Source organism: Vibrio sp. B1ASS3 (genome assembly GCF_905175355.1).
Lineage (GTDB): Bacteria > Pseudomonadota > Gammaproteobacteria > Enterobacterales > Vibrionaceae > Vibrio > Vibrio owensii.
The window spans coordinates 1,866,603-1,885,530 of sequence record NZ_HG992743.1; the positions used below are offsets into that span (position 1 = coordinate 1,866,603).

17 protein-coding genes and 2 pseudogenes are annotated in these 18,928 nt (G+C 46.0%); 10 read left to right on the top strand and 9 right to left on the bottom strand.

Going from position 1 to position 18,928, the window contains the following annotated elements; genetic code table 11:
• Positions 1–145: 145 nt before the first annotated feature.
• Together KJB05_RS26610 and KJB05_RS26615 are read left to right on the top strand one after the other, a co-directional pair.
• Positions 146–1,323 (top strand): annotated as a pseudogene (locus KJB05_RS26610) (helix-turn-helix transcriptional regulator).
• Positions 1,324–1,452: 129 nt separating this feature from the next.
• Positions 1,453–4,110, top strand: a complete 2,658-nt coding sequence (locus KJB05_RS26615; RefSeq protein WP_208444679.1) for an alpha-amylase family glycosyl hydrolase — start codon at positions 1,453–1,455, stop codon at positions 4,108–4,110.
• 128 nt (positions 4,111–4,238) lie between these two features.
• Here the strand turns inward: KJB05_RS26615 and KJB05_RS26620 are convergent, their stop codons facing one another.
• On the bottom strand, positions 4,239–5,405 hold the full coding sequence (locus KJB05_RS26620; protein ID WP_208444680.1) for a D-alanyl-D-alanine carboxypeptidase family protein: 1,167 nt from the start codon (positions 5,403–5,405) through the stop codon (positions 4,239–4,241).
• A 253-nt stretch (positions 5,406–5,658) separates the two neighbouring features.
• On the opposite strand from KJB05_RS26620, the gene KJB05_RS26625 reads away from it, so the two are divergent.
• The 4 genes from KJB05_RS26625 (at position 5,659) to KJB05_RS26640 (ending at position 7,974) form a co-directional block, all read left to right on the top strand.
• Positions 5,659–6,954, top strand: coding sequence for an alpha/beta fold hydrolase (locus tag KJB05_RS26625; protein WP_208444681.1), 1,296 nt, complete (start codon positions 5,659–5,661; stop codon positions 6,952–6,954).
• A 188-nt stretch (positions 6,955–7,142) separates the two neighbouring features.
• Positions 7,143–7,358, top strand: a complete 216-nt coding sequence (locus KJB05_RS26630; RefSeq protein ID WP_005447484.1) for a DUF4177 domain-containing protein — start codon at positions 7,143–7,145, stop codon at positions 7,356–7,358.
• A 20-nt stretch (positions 7,359–7,378) separates the two neighbouring features.
• Positions 7,379–7,585: a membrane protein insertion efficiency factor YidD gene (gene yidD / locus KJB05_RS26635; protein WP_226982152.1), complete on the top strand. Its 207-nt coding sequence runs from the start codon at positions 7,379–7,381 to the stop codon at positions 7,583–7,585.
• Positions 7,585–7,974 (top strand): hypothetical protein, encoded by a 390-nt coding sequence (locus KJB05_RS26640; RefSeq protein ID WP_208444682.1) that lies wholly within the window; start codon positions 7,585–7,587, stop codon positions 7,972–7,974. The genes yidD and KJB05_RS26640 overlap by 1 nt, the downstream gene beginning before the upstream one ends.
• A gap of 82 nt (positions 7,975–8,056) precedes the next feature.
• On the opposite strand, the gene KJB05_RS26645 is transcribed toward KJB05_RS26640, so the two are convergent.
• The 6 genes from KJB05_RS26645 to KJB05_RS26670 all read right to left on the bottom strand — a co-directional run bounded on the left by KJB05_RS26645 (position 8,057) and on the right by KJB05_RS26670 (position 13,928).
• Positions 8,057–8,545, bottom strand: coding sequence for a GNAT family N-acetyltransferase (locus tag KJB05_RS26645; RefSeq protein WP_208444683.1), 489 nt, complete (start codon positions 8,543–8,545; stop codon positions 8,057–8,059).
• 231 nt (positions 8,546–8,776) lie between these two features.
• Positions 8,777–9,019 carry a glutaredoxin domain-containing protein gene (locus KJB05_RS26650; RefSeq protein ID WP_026000276.1) on the bottom strand — a complete coding sequence of 81 codons (243 nt, stop codon included), beginning with the start codon at positions 9,017–9,019 and terminating at the stop codon, positions 8,777–8,779.
• A 25-nt stretch (positions 9,020–9,044) separates the two neighbouring features.
• Positions 9,045–9,977 carry a ribonucleotide-diphosphate reductase subunit beta gene (locus KJB05_RS26655; RefSeq protein WP_005447479.1) on the bottom strand — a complete coding sequence of 311 codons (933 nt, stop codon included), beginning with the start codon at positions 9,975–9,977 and terminating at the stop codon, positions 9,045–9,047.
• A 156-nt stretch (positions 9,978–10,133) separates the two neighbouring features.
• Positions 10,134–11,054, bottom strand: coding sequence for an IS5 family transposase (locus KJB05_RS26660; protein WP_213053073.1), 921 nt, complete (start codon positions 11,052–11,054; stop codon positions 10,134–10,136).
• A gap of 311 nt (positions 11,055–11,365) precedes the next feature.
• Positions 11,366–12,379, bottom strand: coding sequence for an IS110 family transposase (locus tag KJB05_RS26665; protein WP_102778931.1), 1,014 nt, complete (start codon positions 12,377–12,379; stop codon positions 11,366–11,368).
• A gap of 28 nt (positions 12,380–12,407) precedes the next feature.
• Positions 12,408–13,928, bottom strand: a complete 1,521-nt coding sequence (locus KJB05_RS26670; RefSeq protein ID WP_279612218.1) for a ribonucleoside-diphosphate reductase subunit alpha — start codon at positions 13,926–13,928, stop codon at positions 12,408–12,410.
• 465 nt (positions 13,929–14,393) lie between these two features.
• Here KJB05_RS26670 and KJB05_RS26675 point away from each other — a divergent pair, with 465 nt between their 5' ends.
• Positions 14,394–15,374 (top strand): rhodanese-related sulfurtransferase, encoded by a 981-nt coding sequence (locus KJB05_RS26675; RefSeq protein ID WP_208446458.1) that lies wholly within the window; start codon positions 14,394–14,396, stop codon positions 15,372–15,374.
• Between the two features lie 57 nt (positions 15,375–15,431).
• Here KJB05_RS26675 and KJB05_RS26680 read toward each other — a convergent pair whose 3' ends face one another.
• Positions 15,432–15,743, bottom strand: a complete 312-nt coding sequence (locus KJB05_RS26680; RefSeq protein ID WP_208446457.1) for a DUF6482 family protein — start codon at positions 15,741–15,743, stop codon at positions 15,432–15,434.
• Between the two features lie 110 nt (positions 15,744–15,853).
• Between KJB05_RS26680 and KJB05_RS26685 the strand changes: the two genes are divergently transcribed.
• The 3 genes from KJB05_RS26685 (at position 15,854) to KJB05_RS26695 (ending at position 18,647) form a co-directional block, all read left to right on the top strand.
• Positions 15,854–17,335, top strand: a complete 1,482-nt coding sequence (locus KJB05_RS26685) for a deoxyribodipyrimidine photo-lyase (protein ID WP_208446456.1) — start codon at positions 15,854–15,856, stop codon at positions 17,333–17,335.
• Between the two features lie 80 nt (positions 17,336–17,415).
• Positions 17,416–17,916 (top strand): fasciclin domain-containing protein, encoded by a 501-nt coding sequence (locus KJB05_RS26690; RefSeq protein ID WP_208446455.1) that lies wholly within the window; start codon positions 17,416–17,418, stop codon positions 17,914–17,916.
• 41 nt (positions 17,917–17,957) lie between these two features.
• Positions 17,958–18,647, top strand: coding sequence for a flavin reductase (locus KJB05_RS26695; protein ID WP_208446454.1), 690 nt, complete (start codon positions 17,958–17,960; stop codon positions 18,645–18,647).
• 17 nt (positions 18,648–18,664) lie between these two features.
• Here KJB05_RS26695 and KJB05_RS26700 read toward each other — a convergent pair.
• Positions 18,665–18,847: pseudogene (locus tag KJB05_RS26700) on the bottom strand (DUF6363 domain-containing protein); the annotation flags it as partial.
• Positions 18,848–18,928: the final 81 nt, after the last annotated feature.

Sequence of the window (18,928 nt, forward strand, 5' to 3'; positions counted from 1 at the left end):
GTTACAGGGAAAAACCAATTTCAGTTAAAAACATCTTCAAAATAAATTTGAAAATCGCCGATGTAACAAGCTTTGAGCACTCTCACTGAAGCAACACTTGGTTTAAGCAATAATGTCGCCTTTGCTCTGTTACCGAACCACTTTCATGCTGCCTCAAGACAACATCATCACGCCCTTTCTCTGCAAAAAACTTGGGCATAATCACCTAAGAATTGCTGGCGAATATTGGCATATTGAAAAGCTGGTTGCCTTGCAATGTATGATGTTGCAAGAGGCACCGACGCTACGTGAAGGTCTGTTGTGTTCGACTTGGTGAAACATGTCTATTTGCTGCTGTCTCACCAACCAATTGAACAGCCAGAATTGCTAAGCGTGCTTAATGCTCTGTTCGTCAAAAACAGCAATTACGCACTGAAACTAGAACAAGCCGCACTGCAATTGGGCGTATCCAAGCGCACCTTGCAACGTCGCCTGCAAGAAAAACAAATGAGCTATTCGCAATGCGTCGACTTCGCCAAGAAAAAGCACGCATTAGCCCTACTTGCAGACACTCAACTCACGACACAGCAAATCGCTTATAAACTGGGGTATGAAGAGCCTTCCAACTTCCATCGAACCTTTCGCCGTTGGTATCCGTTTTCGCCAATGCAATATCGTCAGCAGTGCTTGGATAACCGCACTCATCTCAATAACCAACCCATCCGCTTGTACTACGCCAAAGCCAATACTTTAGCCGATAACGACATTGACCAACCCGTCGGTAAAATCTGGATGGAAGTGGATAATATTGCGTTTGAAAAAGTGGTCTCCGTTGAGTGTCGAGACCGTGATGGCGCGTGGCGTCGCTACCCAGCCTTCTTCGAGCGTTTTCTGAATAATGGCACCGAACTATGGGCGACAACAGAGCTTCCTGTTGCTCATCCACTTACGTTTAGACTGTGTTATGAAGTCTATGGTGAACGCTACATTGATAACAACCACCAGCGCGATTACGTGGTTTCTAAAGGGCTTTTAATTGGCGCAACGGAATACATTGTCCCGACAAGGCAACTTATTCAACTCGGCACTCAGCACACCTTGTTTGTGGAACTTGCGTGTCGATTAAAAGACGTGGCGAAGATCAAGTGCTATGTCGGTGAAGCGCCAGCTCCGCACGCAATGAGCCAAACTCAGAATGCAGAAGATTACACATGCTGGGTACTGCAGCTGCCCCTCACCCAAACGGCTAAACAGTGTCGATTCCGACTCTATGATCATTCTGGTAATGAGTTAGCCAAAGACCATTACCCGATTCAATACCCAATTGTGCAACCACTCAGTTAAATATGTAGCGCAGTTCAAATTCAGCACGTCGTGACATCATTTCACGTCTCTTTTGGCGTGAAATGACACTCTCAATTTCAAACCTTTGATTTATCGTTTCCGCATTGCTGCATAACGGAGACAAAAACCGTGTTTGAAACCTTACCTAACCCTATGAATAAAATAAAAATACTACCTTTAGCGATCGCCCTAGCTCTTTCTGGCTGTGGTAGCGATGAAACTACGCCAGCCGATACAGGAAGCCACGTGGCATCTCCTGATTGGCAAAACCAGATCATTTACTTCTTGATGATCGACCGTTTTAACGACGGCGACAGCACGCTTAACGATCAAGGTCAGAATGAATACGATCCTACCTCAGACAAGAAATTCAGTGGTGGTGACCTTGTTGGTGTCAGTGACAAACTGGGCTACATCGAAGACCTAGGCGCAACCTCTATCTGGATTACGCCGCCAGTGGCAAACCAATGGTGGGACGCAGAACAAAACTACGGCGGCTACCATGGCTACTGGGCGCGTGACTTCCAAAAAGTGGATGAGCACTTTGGTGACATGGAAAGCTACCAAGCGTTAGCACGAGAAGTACATGCTCGTAATATGTTCTTGATTCAAGACATCGTGACCAACCATGTGGGTAACTTCTTCACTTACGATGACCCATACAATTACGATCCTAGCCTTCCTTGCCAAGGTTTTCGCTTGATTGAAAATGCGCTGCCAGCAGGACAAGAACTGCCTTACCCACTCAACATGAATGAGTGTAAAGAAGACGGTACTGGCATTTACCACTGGACGCCAAGCATCACCGACCATAACGACCCAGTACAAGAAAAAACCTGGCAACTGTCGGATCTGGATGATCTGAATACGTCCGATCCTGAAGTACGCGCTTATCTAAAAGAGAGCTACCGTAAATGGATCCGTGAAGTGGGCGTTGACGGGTTCCGTATCGATACCGTGAAGTTTGTTGAGCACGATTTCTGGAACGACTTCCTGCATGCCGACGATGGTGTGATGACTCAAGCCGTTGATACAGGTCGCGATAACTTCCTGACCTTTGGTGAAGTCTTCGAAACATCTACGCCTTACAATACCGAAGGCGAAGAGAAGATGCTGACTTACATCGGCGAAAGCGGCTCACCGGAGCAGTTAACCTCGGTGTTAAACTTCCCATTACAAGCAACCATGACGCGCGTGTTTGCAGCAGGACAACCGACCGATTACTTACGCTTCCGTCTTGAGAAAATGATGGAGATGTTCCCGAATCCATACATTATGCCGAACTTCATTGATAACCACGATATGCCGCGTTTTCTATCGCAAGGCAGCGTCAACGATATGAAACAAGCGCTGATTACCATGATGGCGGTACCGGGCATCCCTGTGATTTACCAAGGTACTGAACAGGCAATGTCAGCGTCGCGCGATGCAATGTTTGCTGGCGGTTACCGTGAAGACGGCGACTACGTAGATTCATTCGACCAAAACAGCGAGATGTACTTGTTCATCCAAGAGCTTGCTAAGTTACGTACCGAAAACAAAGTCATGACACGCGGCGAAATGAAAGTAATTGGCAGCGATAAAGCTGGCGCCGGTGTGTTCGCCTTTACCCGAACGTTGGATAACGACGAAGTCTTAGTGGTAATGAACACATCGAATTCCCCGATGTTGATGAACCAACTCGATGTAGAGCAAGCGGGCGGCACCGTCTTCCAACAACAAATCATGTCGAACTGGGCAGACGCTCCAGAGCAGTTAATCACCGATGAAAACGGTCACGTCACCCTTGAGCTACCAGCCAAATCTGCCGTGATTTACTCGAAAACTAACGACACCCAATCGGTAGATACCCCAGATCTCAACATCCAACTGGCACAGGATTGGGAAGGACAAACCATCACTGATGACATAGTGATTACTGGTACTGCTAACGCAAACGAGAAATTGAACCTTGTCGTCGACGGTAATCTAGAAACCGCACAAGCGATTACCGTTGGTGCTGACGGTCAATTTAGCGTCACTTTATCTACCCGTCACTTTGCGATTGGCGAACAGCAACACCGCTTCGCGATTTACTCCACTGAGAAAAAAGCAGGCATTGAAGATGTGAACTTTGTGTCGGACTTAAGCTGGTCAAACACGCCAGACGACACGATTGATGACGCAGGTGATGCACAAGATGGTATGGGCGGTCCTAACGGTAACTACTCGCTACCAACGGATCCAACGTTCGACAAAGACAACAGCCAACTCGCAATCAACAAAGCCGAGGTGTTTACCGTCGGCAGTAACGTACGCTTGACCTTCACCATGGACAAGATTACCGATACTTGGTTGCCGCCAAATGGCTTTGACCACGTTGGTTTCACCATCTTCATTGATTTACCGGAAGAAGCAGCAACCAACCTAACGGAACTGCCTAAGATCAACGCTTCTATGCCAAGCGGAACATGGAGTCGCAATGCTGTGGTCTTCGGCTGGCAAAGCTCGATTTACAACACCCAAGGCGCAAACGCGACAACATGGGGCGAAGCAGTAACGCCAGCACCAATGGTCACGGTAGACAAAGCCAACAACACCATTTCGATGGACTTCGCGAGTGACGCACTAGGTCGACCTGATTCACTGGATGGCATTCGATTCTATGTGACAACTTGGGACTTGGATGGATTGTCTGCCACTTACCGTCCACTGGAACAAGACAAAGGTCCTTGGAACTTCTCTGGCGGCGCTTCGGATGAGAGCAAGATTTGGGATGACTTACCAATCATCACCTTGTCTGAATAATCACTGAACCCGCAATAAACGCGAAAGTCGTCTCAGCTATAAAAAGAAAAGCAGCTCACATTCGAGCTGCTTTTCTTTGTCTGAAATTCTGAAATTCTGAAATCACTATTGCGAAACTCGCACTTGCGCTAGCTAAACAGAGACTTCACCCACAGCACTAAACTGTCCCATAACTTCCCAATCCACGAGCCCTCTTCCACTGCTTGGTTACTCACCAACGGATAGCTCGCCACGGTTTTATCGTCACTCTTCCACACGACTTTGCCAACTACATCCCCTTTTGCGATCGGTGCAATCAACGGCTCATTCACGACCACGCTTTTATCTAAGCCAGCTGTTAGAGAGCGAGGCAGCGTCAGGTACGCATCTTGAGCGAAGCCCAAATCAATCTCATTGACATCGCCTTTCCAGACTTTTGCACTCGCCTGAACTTCTCCCTGTTTTGCCACTTGTTTGGTGTCATAAAATCGGAAGCCATAGCTAAGTAGGTTCTTAGACTGGCTAATACGCGACTGTTTGCTTGGCGTTCCCATCACTACCGAGATCAATCGCATCTTTCCTTGCTTAGCAGAACTCACCAAACTGTACCCTGCATTGCTGGTGTAGCCCGTTTTGCCGCCATCGACATCCATCGATTTGTCCCACAACAGTTTATTACGGTTGTATTGGGTGATCTTGTTCCACTTAAATACCTTTTCACTATAAAGCGCATAGACTTCGGGCACATCATTGATGATGGATTGCATCAGCGTCGCCATATCATTAGGAGAAGTTTGAATACCCTCGCTATCCAGACCATGCGAGTTAACGAAGTAGGTATCGTTCAAGCTGAGCTTATCCGCCCAACCATTCATCAAGGCGACAAACGCCCCTTCACTACCGGCAACATGTTCAGCAAGCGCCACACAAGCATCATTACCAGATTGAATAATCACACCACGCATTAGGTTGGCAACGGTGATTTCATCTTTGGGTTGGATAAACATTTTTGAGGAGTCTGGGAATTTGGCTGACCACGCGTTTTCACTCACCGTCACTTTATCATCCCATTGGAGTCGCCCGGATTTGATTTCTTGCCCCACGACGTAAGCGGTCATCAGCTTAGTTAAACTGGCTGGAGCTAATCCGGCACGTGCGTTTTGCTCAGCAATGATGGCACCGGACTGAAAGTCCATTAACACATAGCCTTTTGCCTGCAACTGAGGCGGATTCGGCGTCACGACCGCCAATGCAGGGGCACTGATGATCTGTAGTAATAAACAAGTGAGCGTGATTCGGGTAAGTGACGTGTTCATCAAGCATCCTCCATGGTCAATGACCGCCAAATGTCTCGTTTCATAAAAACGGTAAGACAGTGATGTCTAAACTGCACCTATCAGATCATAGTTCACTCAGTGCATACCAACACGGAAAGATCGAAGAGTTTCTGTTTTGAGTGCCATTACTTGCCTTTCAGGCTTCAAAAATCGAGTTCTTACAACAAATCTATTGTTTCTAATAAGGAATTCGATATCGTAAAGCGACTATAAACAAGGACAGACCATAACAATGAACGCTCAATCATTTATCGACGCAGGACTGCATTACACACCCCACTCATTTACCGTGCCGCTGGATTACCAAGATCTAAGCAAAGGCACGATCAACGTCTTCGCTCGCTCCGTTTGTTTAGTCGGCGATGAAGACTCCGACAAACCATGGTTAGTGTATTTTCAAGGCGGTCCGGGCTTCCCTTCTCCTCGTCCAAACGGAAACAACGGTTGGATCAAACGCGCACTGAGTGAGTATCGTGTATTGCTGCTCGACCAACGCGGCACTGGCAACAGCAGCGTGATTAATCACCAGACGCTTGCGCTCCTCACGCCAAAGCAACAGGCAGACTACTTAAGCCACTTCCGCGCAGACAACATTGTTCGCGATGCGGAATTTATCCGTGAACAATTTGGTGTTGAGAAGTGGGCGATTTTGGGTCAGAGCTTCGGTGGTTTCTGCTCACTAACTTACCTATCGCTGTTCCCGAACAGCTTGCTGCAAAGCTACATTACAGGTGGTGTGCCTTCGGTTTCTCGCCATGCGGATGATGTGTATCACGCAACCTTTAAGCGCACCATGGAGAAGAACCAAGCCTTCTTCCAGCAATTCCCACAAGCGCAGCAGCTATGTCAGAACATTGCTAATCACTTATTGGAGCACGAAGAGTTTCTGCCAAATGGTCAGCGCTTTACTGTCGAACAGTTCCAACAAATTGGGATTAACTTTGGTGTCAGTGATACCTTCTTGCCAACTTATTACTGGCTAGAAAGTGCCTTGATTGAAGTGAACGGTAAGCCTCAGCTTCGTTATGAATTCCTCAACGACATGTTGGCGCAGCAAAACTTTCAGACCAATCCAATTTACGCGATTTTGCACGAGTCAATTTACTGCCAAGGGTTTGCTTCTCAATGGAGCGCGCACCGAGTGCGCCAAGAGCATGATGCGTTCAATTACGAACAAAATAAGCCGTTTTACTTCACTGGAGAAATGGTATTCCCTTGGATGTTCGACCAATACGTGAACTTAAAGCCACTGAAAGAAGCGGCAGAGTTATTGGCAGAGAAAGCAGATTGGACGCCGTTATACGATGCGCAGCAACTGGCAAACAATAAGGTGCCTGTGAGCTGCGCCGTCTATGCCGACGATATGTTTGTAGAAATGGACATTAGCCGCGAAACACTCGCTACAATGCCAAACTCAAAAGCGTGGATCACCAACGAATATGAGCACAACGGTCTTCGTGCAGATGGTGAGCGTATTCTCGACAAGTTAATTGCGATGGGTAAACAAACCGCAGCAACATTGAAATAAACAGCTAGTACTCAGAATTCGCTAAAAACCTAGATAGAAAAACGCCTCTTTATCACAAGATAGAGAGGCGTTTTTGGTTCAGCATCAAATATTAATAAATACCATTAGGCAAACCCGACAAATGCATCTTGATGCATTTTATTTCTTATTGTAACATCCTGTTTTTATTAAATTAGTTGGTTATAAAAATGACAAAGTTTACAGAATATAAAGTGGTTCACATTGTTGAAGGTGGTTGCGGCACAATTCTACTAGGTGCAAGTGGCTTGCCTGTGCAAAAGATGGAAGCAGAGCTGAACAAGTACGCACAAGATGGTTGGCAAGTTGTATTCCAAGTAGTGGAACAAAAACGCTTTATGCTATTTTGGAAGCGTGAGGCTGTAATTATCACTCTCGGCCGATAAGTTTGCTTAAATATATCTCTTTGAAATTGATCCATCGCTACCAGGCTAGCGGTGGTTCAAAGCAGTTATTGAATATTGAATGTAATTTTGAGCCCACTTGCTCAGAGTACACCAAACAATGTATTGCTAAGTATGGGGCAATAAAAGGTTGGAAACTTGGTTTGGCAAGAATTAAGCGGTGTAACCAACCCGACCTCATTGAAAAAATATATGACGAGGTACCGTAATGCGCTTATTTGAGCCAATTGAACAGCTAGAGAAACAGGAAGAATTACTGAGAAGTCAGGTAAACTCATTACCTGAACATCAAAAGAAAGAATTCTATGAACGCCAGTCTAAAAATCTCAAGGACCCCGATACCTACGCAACGTTAAACTGGTTCTTTCTTGGCGGTTTTCACCATTGCTACCTAGGTAAATATGCTTTGTTTGCTTTAGAGCTAATATTGTTAATCGTAAGTATCGTTGGCTTTGTTCTTGGACATCCTAGTGCGTTCCTTATCCTCGCGTTACTCATTATATATGAACTACCACAATTGTTTTTTTCACAGAAAATAGCAAGACAGCACAATTATCAGTTATCTTGTGAAATCTTCAATGAAGTACGAAGAAACTAGATGATTAAACGATATAGCACTCCCCAACGTTTGGCTTTTTCAGTTTAAGGTTGGGGAGCGTGTCTCACAACATAATGTGGCGTTAGTCTTTGACTCGCTTGGTCATCATTTTGGTGATCACTCGGTAGCCCATCTTATGGTAGAAATCTTCACCTTCGTGATTAAATGACGCTACGGTTAAACCGAGCTCTTCAATATCTTGGCAGCACAAATCACTCTCGATTTTATCCATCAAAGACAAGCCAATACCTAAGTTACGGTGGCTTTCAGACACCACCAACTCATTGATATATCCAACGCGTCTTTCCGGAGAGAGAATCGAGTTTACCTCTCGCACGGTACCAGAGATAAAACCAACCACCTGTCGGTTCGAACAAGCTATAAAAGCCGTGATGCTGCCATCAAAATATTTATCGAAGATGTTGCGATCTTCCCTTAACTGCGCCATTTCTTCCGGAGAACGGTAGAAATCTGGCTCAGCATCATGGTGAGAAGTGTCGAGTTCGACCAAGAGCGTTTTCAACAGAGGGACGTCTTCTTCTCTTAGTCTTCTGATATGAAACTGTTGCATGTTGAATTCCTTTGCCAACCGACCTGTATCAAGCACAGATCTTTGCTTCAACTGATTATCGGATAAGAAGTTTTAGGAATGTGAAGCGAATCAACAGTACAAATTTCGACCATTTATGTCGAGTGCGTTTTCAACAGTTTTATGAGTTTTTACTGATAATTTGAACATCCACAAAATTTAAGTGGAAATAAAAATCCCCTTTTCTCAATAAAAGGGGATTAGAGACCTAACTTAGAAAGCAGCGCTTTGCTCAAAAGCGAGTGCCGATTTTAAGCGACTGAAATCACCAATGGGTTCGCCATCAAGCATAAACTGCGGGTAGCTTCTTGCGGTTGGGAATAACTCGAACAAAGTTTCGCGCTCAAACTCCACACCTAACTTGAGCGTTGCCACGTTAAAGCCCTGATTTTGCAACCACATTGCCGCGGTTTCACATTGGGAGCACTGCTCCTTGCTGTACATTTCTATTTTCATCACTCTTCTCTGCTATTCCTTGCCGTTAGAAATCTGCATCAAAACTCAATTGGCGATCTTGAGGTCGTTTGTACTCAGTAACGCGTTTTTCGAAGAAATTGGTCTTTCCTTCCATATCCAATAAGCGCATGTAATCAAATGGGTTTTCAGCACCAAAGATCGGGTTGAAACCAAACAAACCAGCGATAACATCGGCAGTATGCTCAATGTATTGGCACATCAGCTCAGCATTCATACCAATCAAGTCCACTGGTAGGGCTTCCGTTACAAACTCTTTCTCAATTGAAACCGCTTCACGGCAAATCTCTTCAAACTCTTGTTGTGTCACTTTACCCTGCCCCAAGGTTTTGAATAGCAGCGCAGAAAAGCTAAAGTGCAACCCTTCATCACGGGCAATCAAGTCATTGCTTGCTGCCAAACCAGCCAGCAAACCACGTTTACGGAAGTAGTAAATGGCACAGAAGCTGCCAGCGAAGAACAAGCCTTCCACCAAGCCAAAGGCGATCAAACGCATTGCCAATGGTTTATCGGAAGAGATCCACTTCATTACCCACTCCGCCTTACGCTTCACGGTCGGGACGTTTTCAATCGCATTGAACAAGCGCTCACGCTCTTCAACATCGGGAATGTAAGTTTCGAGTTGCAGTGCGTAAGTCTCTGCGTGAATGACCTCATTAAACGCCTGCAAAGCAAGGAAGCAGCGCGCTTCTGCGATTTCAATTTCGCCATAAAATCGAGTCAATAAGTTCTCGTTGATCATCCCTTCGCTCTGAGCAAAGAACGCCAACACATGTCGAATGAAGTGCTTTTCGCCTTCGGTCAGCTTGGCAAGATCAGCAAGATCTTGAGCAAAATCGAGTTCTTCTGTAGTCCAGAAAGCCGCTTCGTGAGTTTTGTACGCTTGCCAAATCTCTTCGTATTGAATGGGGAACAAGCTAAATTTGTTTTTAACAATCATACCGTTTCCTTACTTTCGGTTGATGTGAATCTTTTTAATTGACGAGATAGGTTTATGCGCCGCAGTTTAGGCAATCTTCATCTTCACTTTGCTGACCAACGGGGCTTTGTTGCTTAATTCGGTGAGAAGACATGGCAGTCCCATGTTGAACGCTTCTTAAACAACATACTGAGTTTCAGGCATACCAAGCCCTGTTAGCTTGTTCAGCGCTTTGATCATGGCATAAGTTTCGCCAACCTGAGCGTTGTAGTTTCTTAAGCTTAATTTTCCACCTAACAACTGTTTCACCCGATGCATTGTTGTCTCTGATAGTGAGCGCTTATGATAGCCATACCGCTTTTTCCACTTCTCGTTGGAACCGTAGAGCTTCTGGCAACCTACTGCTAAATTTCGAGGGTGTCCTTGCTCCCAGAAGGCTGCCCCTTCTCGTGGCGGAATGAGCGGAACTGCTCCCTTGATTCGTATAGCATCGTGACAACTCCTTGTGTCATAAGCACCATCACCTGATATCTCGATGATTTTACGACGTGTCTGCTTGAGTAAGTTGGGGAGCACTTCGGCATCGGTTACGTTCGATAAACTCAGCTCTGCTGCGATTATCTCGTGGGTGCTCGTATCTACTGCGATATGCAACTTACGCCATACTCTGCGCTTCCCATCAGTACCATGCTTCTTAGCCTTCCATTCACCTTCGCCATAAACTTTGAGGCCAGTGGCATCAATTGCCAGGTGTTGTATCGCACCTCTGGTTTTAGTTTTAAATGAAATCTCAACTTCCTTGGCTCGACGGCTTATACAGGTGTAGTGTGGACAAACTAGCGGGATATTAGCTAGCTTAAATACAGAGTCTAGAAAACCTTGTAGCGCTCTCAATGGCATAGAGAAAATGCGTTTCACCATCAGTGCAGTAGTAATGGCTAAGTCGCTGAACCGGCGAGGTCTACCACGCTTGCCTTGTTTGTTTTGTTTCCACTCAGCTATCGTTTCCTCATCAATCCAAAAGGTCAGAGAACCACGGTTGATTAAGGCTTTGTTGTACTGCTTCCAGTTAGTTGTTTTGTAACGAGGTTTAGGCATGAGGCTACGACGATTGATGGGTGTAGCCGATCAGATCGTAGCTTCTAGATTTAGTTCCATCGATTTAAGCAACAAATGTATGGTCCGCCCCGTTATTGCAACTACAATTTAGTAATAACGGAGTTGGTTTGCGCTAATGTATTCGGAGTCCACGTTGGGAACATTAACTTCCCGCTCCACGATGATATCCGCGCCAGATTATCCTTAAAAGCCCCAAAGCAACTAGGTGCTATTTTTTGTATCAGGTTACTAATCTGGCCGATCGACCGTTTTTGTCATCACGTTCATTGGCGTTGCAAACTTGGTTATGGCTATACAGCCTTAAAAGCTTGGCGGTGGTACAACACCGCCCAAGCTATTCTTGCTAGCTTATTGGCAAGTGCGACTACCACTACATTAAACGGCTTTGTTGCTCGTAAATTGACTAACCAATCTCCAAACACTTTTCCTGTTGTTTCTATCCTAGATAGCACGGACCTCGCTCCATGTATAAATAGAGCGCGAAGGTGTTTGTTCCCTCGTTTACTCATGCCTAATAGCTTTGATTTGCCACCCGTTGAATACTGCCTTGGAACGAGTCCTAGCCATGCAGCCATCTCGCGACCTCCACCAAAGTTTGAAGGAGAACTGATATTAGCCACACACAGCGTTGCTGTTAAATCACCAATACCAGGAATACTCTTCAAAAGCTCGGCATTTTCATTATTTTCAGTAATTGCTTTCAGTTTTCTATCTTGAGTAGATACTTGCTCATTTAGGTATTTATAGTGCTCATGAATCGAGAGCAACTCAGCGACCAGACTCGGTGGTAGTTTTATATCTTGCTCGGCCAACCACTGAAATAGCGCTTTCATCTTGGCATGGCCTTTAGGAAAACTCAGCCCAAACTCAAGTAGTATTGCTCCAATTCGGCTCATACAAGCCGTTCGTTCTTTTATATAACCATCCCTCACTCGATGGATAGCTGCGATTACCTGAGCTTCCTCTGACTTGGCAGAGACAAATCTCATGCTTGGTCGACTCGCTGCTTCTGCTATCGCAGCTGCATCAATAAAGTCGTTCTTGTTACCTTTGACGTAAGGTTTTACATATTGAGGCGGGATAAGTCGAACTCGATGCCCATAGGCTTCACACTTTCTCGCAAGCCAGTGAGCACCACCACAGGCTTCAAAAGCGATGATGGTAGGTTCAAGTACAGATAAGAAACGGAGTAGTTGGCTTCGACTAAACTTACGGCGAATAACGTCTTTGCCAGTGTGATTGTTACCAACCGCATGAAAGCAGTGCTTGCCTAAATCGATACCTAAGATGTGAATGGTAGACATATGGTTCACCTCGTTCTGAGAGCCTACTCTAAGCGTAGGGCTTGAGAGTGAGGCGGACCATATAATTAGCCCCTTGAATACCCAAACCAACAGGACGATGCGCGTGGTTCGATTTTTCAATCTTATCGGTTGGGTGATAATTCACATCGATAACGCGGTCGAGGTTCTTAATCGCGACTTTGGTAACTTGGTGAAGTTTGTCGAAATCAAATCCCGTGTCTGTAACGAACTTAGGCAGTGCCATAGACGCCAAATTACAAGCCGCCGTTTCATCTGGCGTTGAGACTTCCATGATCTCTGCGCACAAGTTACTAGATTTGATGGTGCCGAGGTTTTTCTGATTCGACTTTTCATTACACGCATCTTTGTAGAGCATGTACGGCGTACCCGTCTCGGCTTGCGACTCAATGATTTGCGTCATCAATTGGCGGGCTTTGATGGTCTTCACGCCCAAGCCCATTCGCTCGTATTCTTGGTACTTCTGAGTAAATTCAGCACCATATAAATCAGACAAGCCCTTGGTATTGTGAGGGCTAAATAGAGTCCATTCCGCGTCGTTTTCGACACGTTCCATGAACAAGTCTGGCACCCATAGCGCGAGGAACAAATCACGTGCGCGGAACTCTTCTTTACCGTGGTTTTTACGTAAATCGAGGAAGGATTCGATATCCGCATGCCAAGGTTCCAGATAAACCGCAAACGAGCCCTTGCGCTTACCACCACCTTGATCCACATAGCGAGCCGTTTCATTGAAGACTTTCAGCATTGGCACGATGCCATTCGACACACCGTTAGTGCCAATGATTGGCGCACCCGTCGCTCGAATATTGTGGATGTGTAGCCCAATGCCACCCGCCGATTTAGAAATCAGCGCACAATCTTTGAGGGTGTCGTAAATACCGTTAATGGAATCTTCTTGCATCGCTAATAGGAAACACGAAGACAGTTGCTGCATCTTACAGCCAGCATTAAACAGCGTTGGCGTAGCGTGGGTGTAGTAGCCAAGACTGAGCAAATCGTATAGCTCTCTAATTTCTTCAAGATCGTCACCCGCGACAGCGACCGCTACACGCATGAACATATCTTGCGGTCGTTCAACGACCACACCTTTTACTTTCAATAAGTAGGAACGCTCGAGAGTTTTGTAGCCGAAATAATCAAACTGATAGTCGCGTTTATAGTCAATCATGTCTTCGAGCGCAAACTGATTCTTGGCAACAAAGTCGACGTAAGTATCGGAAAGAATACCGATTTCAGAGAGCTCACGTGTTGCAGTTGCGTATCCGCTGGTTTCTTTTTGCAGAGAACTCACCATCACGCGAGCCGCAAGCTTGGCATAATCAGGGTGTTCCGTCGCAAGGCTTGCTGCCGTTTCAGCGAGGAACACATCGATTTCCGTCACCTTAATGCCGTCGTACAAACCGCTTACCACGCGTTGTGCAACCGCAATAGGTTCGACTTTTAGTCCATCAGCCAGCGCTTCGGCTCTTCGAGTCACCTTATCTAGACTGGCTTTTTCTTTCCGTCCATCTCGTTTTATAACGTCCATAATCTATATCTTGTGTGTAGTTTAAATATTGAGCACCATATGTACGCAATAGATCTAGATGATAATGGTTATCATTACAAGAAAGTTTTTTAAAAGTTAGAACTGACCATGGAGAGGGTAAGGAAACATATTGACACTGACACCAAGCTCGATAGGAACAGCAATCAGAGGCAAGCACCGCAAACGTGATAAAGTGATGAAGTTTTCCACAAAGCTTTAATTTTCATTAACTTAGTTCATTTCTAGAAAAGAATAACAAATGTGATCTGGTTCAAACTTTCACACCCTTTAACTTCCAATGCTACGCGTTGAAATTTGTTGAAAAAAACGCCGGGGAAACATGACTAAAAATATCCGCATAGTTTGTCCGTATTTCCGACTAAATTACTCAGGTATACTCCGAGCCGCTAAAATTGTTAGGTATCGAGTCGTCGAACCATCAACCTTTTAAAGTAAGGAATAATCATGAGTCAGTATGTTGTCTGCGCCCTGTATAAATTTGTGGAACTGGAAAACTACCAAGAGTTACGCGAGCCATTGCTTGCACTAGTGGAAGCCCACGGTGTACATGGAACGTTGCTACTGGCGAGTGAAGGTATTAACGGTACGATTGCAGCGAAACGCGAAGGTATTGATACACTGCTTGCATGGCTAAATGCCGAGCCTCGCCTTACTGGTATTGTTTACAAAGAGTCGTACTCAGATACTCAGCCGTTTAACCGCACCAAAGTAAAGCTAAAGAAAGAGATCGTGACATTGGGCGTTGAAGGCATCGATCCTCGCCATGTCGTTGGCACCTACGTAAAGCCGCAAGATTGGAACGATCTGATTGCTGATCCAGAAGTATTTGTGGTTGATACTCGTAATGACTATGAAATCGAGATCGGAACATTTAAAGGTGCAGTTAACCCAAATACTGACACGTTCCGCGAATTTCCTGACTATGTAAAACAAAACATGGCCCCAGAGAAACACAAAAAAGTCGCAATGTTCTGTACTGGTGGTATTCGCTGCGAAAAGTCGACCGCTTACATGAAAGAGCAGGGCTTTGACGAGGTATACCATCTAGAAGGCGGTATTCTAAAATACCTTGAGGAAGTGCCAGAAGAAGAAAGCATGTGGGAAGGCGACTGCTACGTATTCGACGGTCGCGTTGCAGTTAACCATCAGCTGGAAAAAGCAGACTACGACTTGTGTAACGCTTGCCGACTGCCAATCACAGAAGAAGACAAACGATCAGAGCAGTTTGAGCAAGGCGTAAGCTGCCCAAAATGTTTTGGTAAGCACAGTGACGAACAGGTAGCGCGCTTCCGCGAGCGTGAAAAGCAAGTGTCGTTAGCAGCGGTTCGTGGCGAACAACACGTTGGTGGTGAAAGTGCCAAACAGCGTGAGCAGCGACGCGCAGAAAAACTGGCGAAGAAAGACGCACAGCGCAAACGAGCGTAATAATTCAGGTGCGGGCTAACAAACCTAGCTCGCACTTCCTCCCCTTTTTATCTAATTTCAATAGAGCTCGTTGTCTTTCAGCAACACTTCTAGCTCATTAGTGCCACTCCTGCTTGGCTGCCCAACCATTTCATCATAGGCACTTTGTTGGCGAAGCACCTGCTGTTTCGCTTTCAAGTGACGACATTGCTTTTGCAACTCCAGTATCGAATGCGCTCTCAAAAACTTGCCTTTATCGTCGGTAACAAAGTGTTCCTCTCCATCGACTAAGACGGATACTTGATACAGAGCGAGATCGAGATCGAGAGAGTGGATAACGAGCTTGTCGATATAGAAGAATTTTTCCAATTTACTGAGTGGCATAGACATAAAGCACCTCCTTGCTCCGTGCCTTTACGTCAACATCAATAAAATCGATCACTGAGTGAGAAATACGCCCCGCAAACACGTAGAAATCGAAAAAACAAGCGAGGGGCACAATGCAAACAATCAACTTAGTGTGGCTAAAACGCGATTTACGCCTGACCGATCATAGGCCTTTGCAACACGCTTTATCTTCAGAGCATCCAACTGTGCTGCTTTATATTGTCGAACCCATGTTACTGGATGACCCACATTACTCTGCTCGTCACTGGCGTTTTATATGGCAATCGCTCCAAGACATGGACGAAACACTCTCGGCTCTTGGTCATCGAGTATCCATAATGTCGGGTAGCGTAATAGATTGCCTCAGCGCGATTCAAAACCAGTTCAACATCAATGCCATTTTCTCCCACCAAGAAGTCGGACTGCGTTGTACGTTTGAACGAGATAAACAAGTATCAGCATGGCTTCAAGCACAAGGGATTCCGTGGCGCGAATTTGAACATGGCGCAGTCATTCGAGGAGCAAAAGACCGACTCGGCTGGGATAAGCATTGGGATACGGTTATGCGAGCCGAGATTGAAGCTATCGACCTTGAAAATGCTTCTCTTATTGCCCTTGATGCTGAGGCTCTTGGTTATTCGTTTACGCCCCCACCCTCTTGGTTGGAAAAAATAAAAGGGATGCAAACGGGCGGAAGTTCACTCGCTTGGCAAACCATGGAAGACTTTTTTCAACGTCGGGGACGAGATTATTATCGAAGTATTTCTAGCCCAACAGCATCTCGAACTGCATGCACTCGCCTCTCTCCCTATCTCGCATGGGGCAATATATCGCTTCGAGAAGTGTACCAATACCTGCTGCAACATTGGCAAGTGGCTGGGTTTCGTCGCAGCTTAATTGCGCTGTCTTCGAGACTGCATTGGCATTGTCACTTTATGCAGAAGTTTGAATCCGAATGCGAAATGGAGTGTCGTTGTGTCAATAAGGCTTATGAACCTTTATTACATCAAGCAAGCGTCAAAGATGAAGCACGGTTAGACGCTTGGAAGTCAGGCACAACCGGGATTCCGCTCATCGATGCTTGCATGCGTTGTCTTCATCACACCGGATACATCAACTTTCGCATGCGCGCGATGTTGGTGAGTTTTTTGACTCATCATATGAACATGGATTGGCGCGATGGCGTGACTCACTTAGCTCAGTTGTTCCTCGACTTTGAACCGGGAATCCATTACCCACAATTTCAAATGCAAGCTGGTGTGACTGGCACCAACACGATTCGCATCTACAATCCAACGAAACAAGCACAAGAGCACGATGCTAACGGTGAGTTCATTCATAAATGGATCCCAGAACTTGCAATGGTTCCTACTCCCTTGTTGTTTGAGCCATGGAAAATGACCGCAATAGAAACCGTCATGTACCAACTGGATCCCGATTCCCGATATCTCGCGCCCGTCGTAAATGTAGAGGCAAGCGCAAAAGCAGCAAGAGAGCGATTGTGGGCATGGCGCAAACGCACAGAAGTGAAAGTAGAGGGCGCGAGAATTTTGGCACAACACGTTCGGCCTTCGAACAAAAAGAAAGCAAGTTGATCGTCTAGAAAGAAGCGCGCGTACAAACAGGGACTTTTATCAGGGAGAGAGCGGTCCCCAAACAACTAAAGGAATGCACTATGTTGAAACGTATTTTGGTTACGACCACGGTTTTGTTTGCCACCTTTTCATTTTTACTGCCAGCAAAAGCCCACGAACACGGAATGATGAAAGAAGACATCGTTGATGTGGCTGTTGCAAATGGCTCTTTCAATACTCTGGTAGCAGCAGTCAAAGCCGCAGGCTTAGTGGATACACTGAAAGGTGAAGGCCCATTTACGGTGTTTGCACCGACTGACGAAGCATTTGCTAAGCTTCCAGATGGCACGGTGGATATGTTGCTGATGCCAGATAACAAAGACAAGTTGGTCGCGATTCTTACTTACCATGTGGTTCCGGGGAAAGTGATGGCCGCAGACGTAGTGAAAATGGATAAAGCGACGACAGTCCAAGGGCAAGACGTGATGATCAAAACCATGGGCGATAAAGCGATGATCAATAACGCTACCGTGATTGCCACCGACGTCAAAGCAAAGAATGGCGTGATTCATGTCATTGATGAAGTCATCATGCCGAAATAAAATCAACAAGGAGGGCGGGCTCACCCGCCCCTTTCAAGGATATGGAAAACATCAAACTCTCGAAGCACGACATTCAAGCGATGGAGCAAAGCCAACGCACCCGATTGATCAACTCTCTAGCAGGGTACAAAAGCGCTAACCTCATCGGCACAAGGGACAGGCAGGGACAAGAGAACCTTGCTGTGGTGAGCTCGGTGGTACATTTGGGTTCGCATCCACCTCTATTCGGCTTTATCGTTCGTCCACGTAAAAGTCGCCGCCACACGCTAGAAAACATCCTCGACACCAAGCAGTTCACTATCAACGCTATCGGCGTAGACTTTGTGCAAAAAGCCCATCAAACCTCCGCGCGCTACCCAAAGCATATCTCAGAATTTCAAGCCGTAGGCCTGACACCTTATTACGATGATGCGTTTCCTGCGCCTTTTGTCCTTGAAAGTAACCTCAAAATGGGCCTAGCTTTGAGAGAGCACATCAAGATTGAGAGCAACCAAACAGAGATGCTGATTGGTGAAGTGTTAATGGTGCACGCACCGGAAAGAGCGATCATGCCAGACGGTTATCTTGATTTGGAACTGCTCGACTTGGTGACCATTTCTGGGCTAGACAGCTATCACGTGACTCAGCGTCTGCATCGATTAAGTTATGCCAAACCTGACTCTCGTCTGTTCCCTCTAACAAGAGAAGGAGAACCTTCATCTTGGGGAGCGCTTGAAGTCGATTTGGACTAACTCCTCATACTCAAGAATTAAATACAAAAATGGCAGTTTTCTCTGTCCAAGCCGTGTTCACCAGCCCGATTGGTAAGGTGAGCGCGCCCAGCTTCCAACCCCATTTCATAGCCTTCGAGCAAGACAGATTGACGCATAGACAATCGCTGAACGTTGAATTCATCTGGCGGAGCAACCACGCGAACACGCGTTCCTTTGGGCTGTCTCTTATACACAAATCCCTAAGCTTGTAGCTTAGGGATTTTTTTTGAACTCTTTCAAGTGTGTGCGATCTGATCACT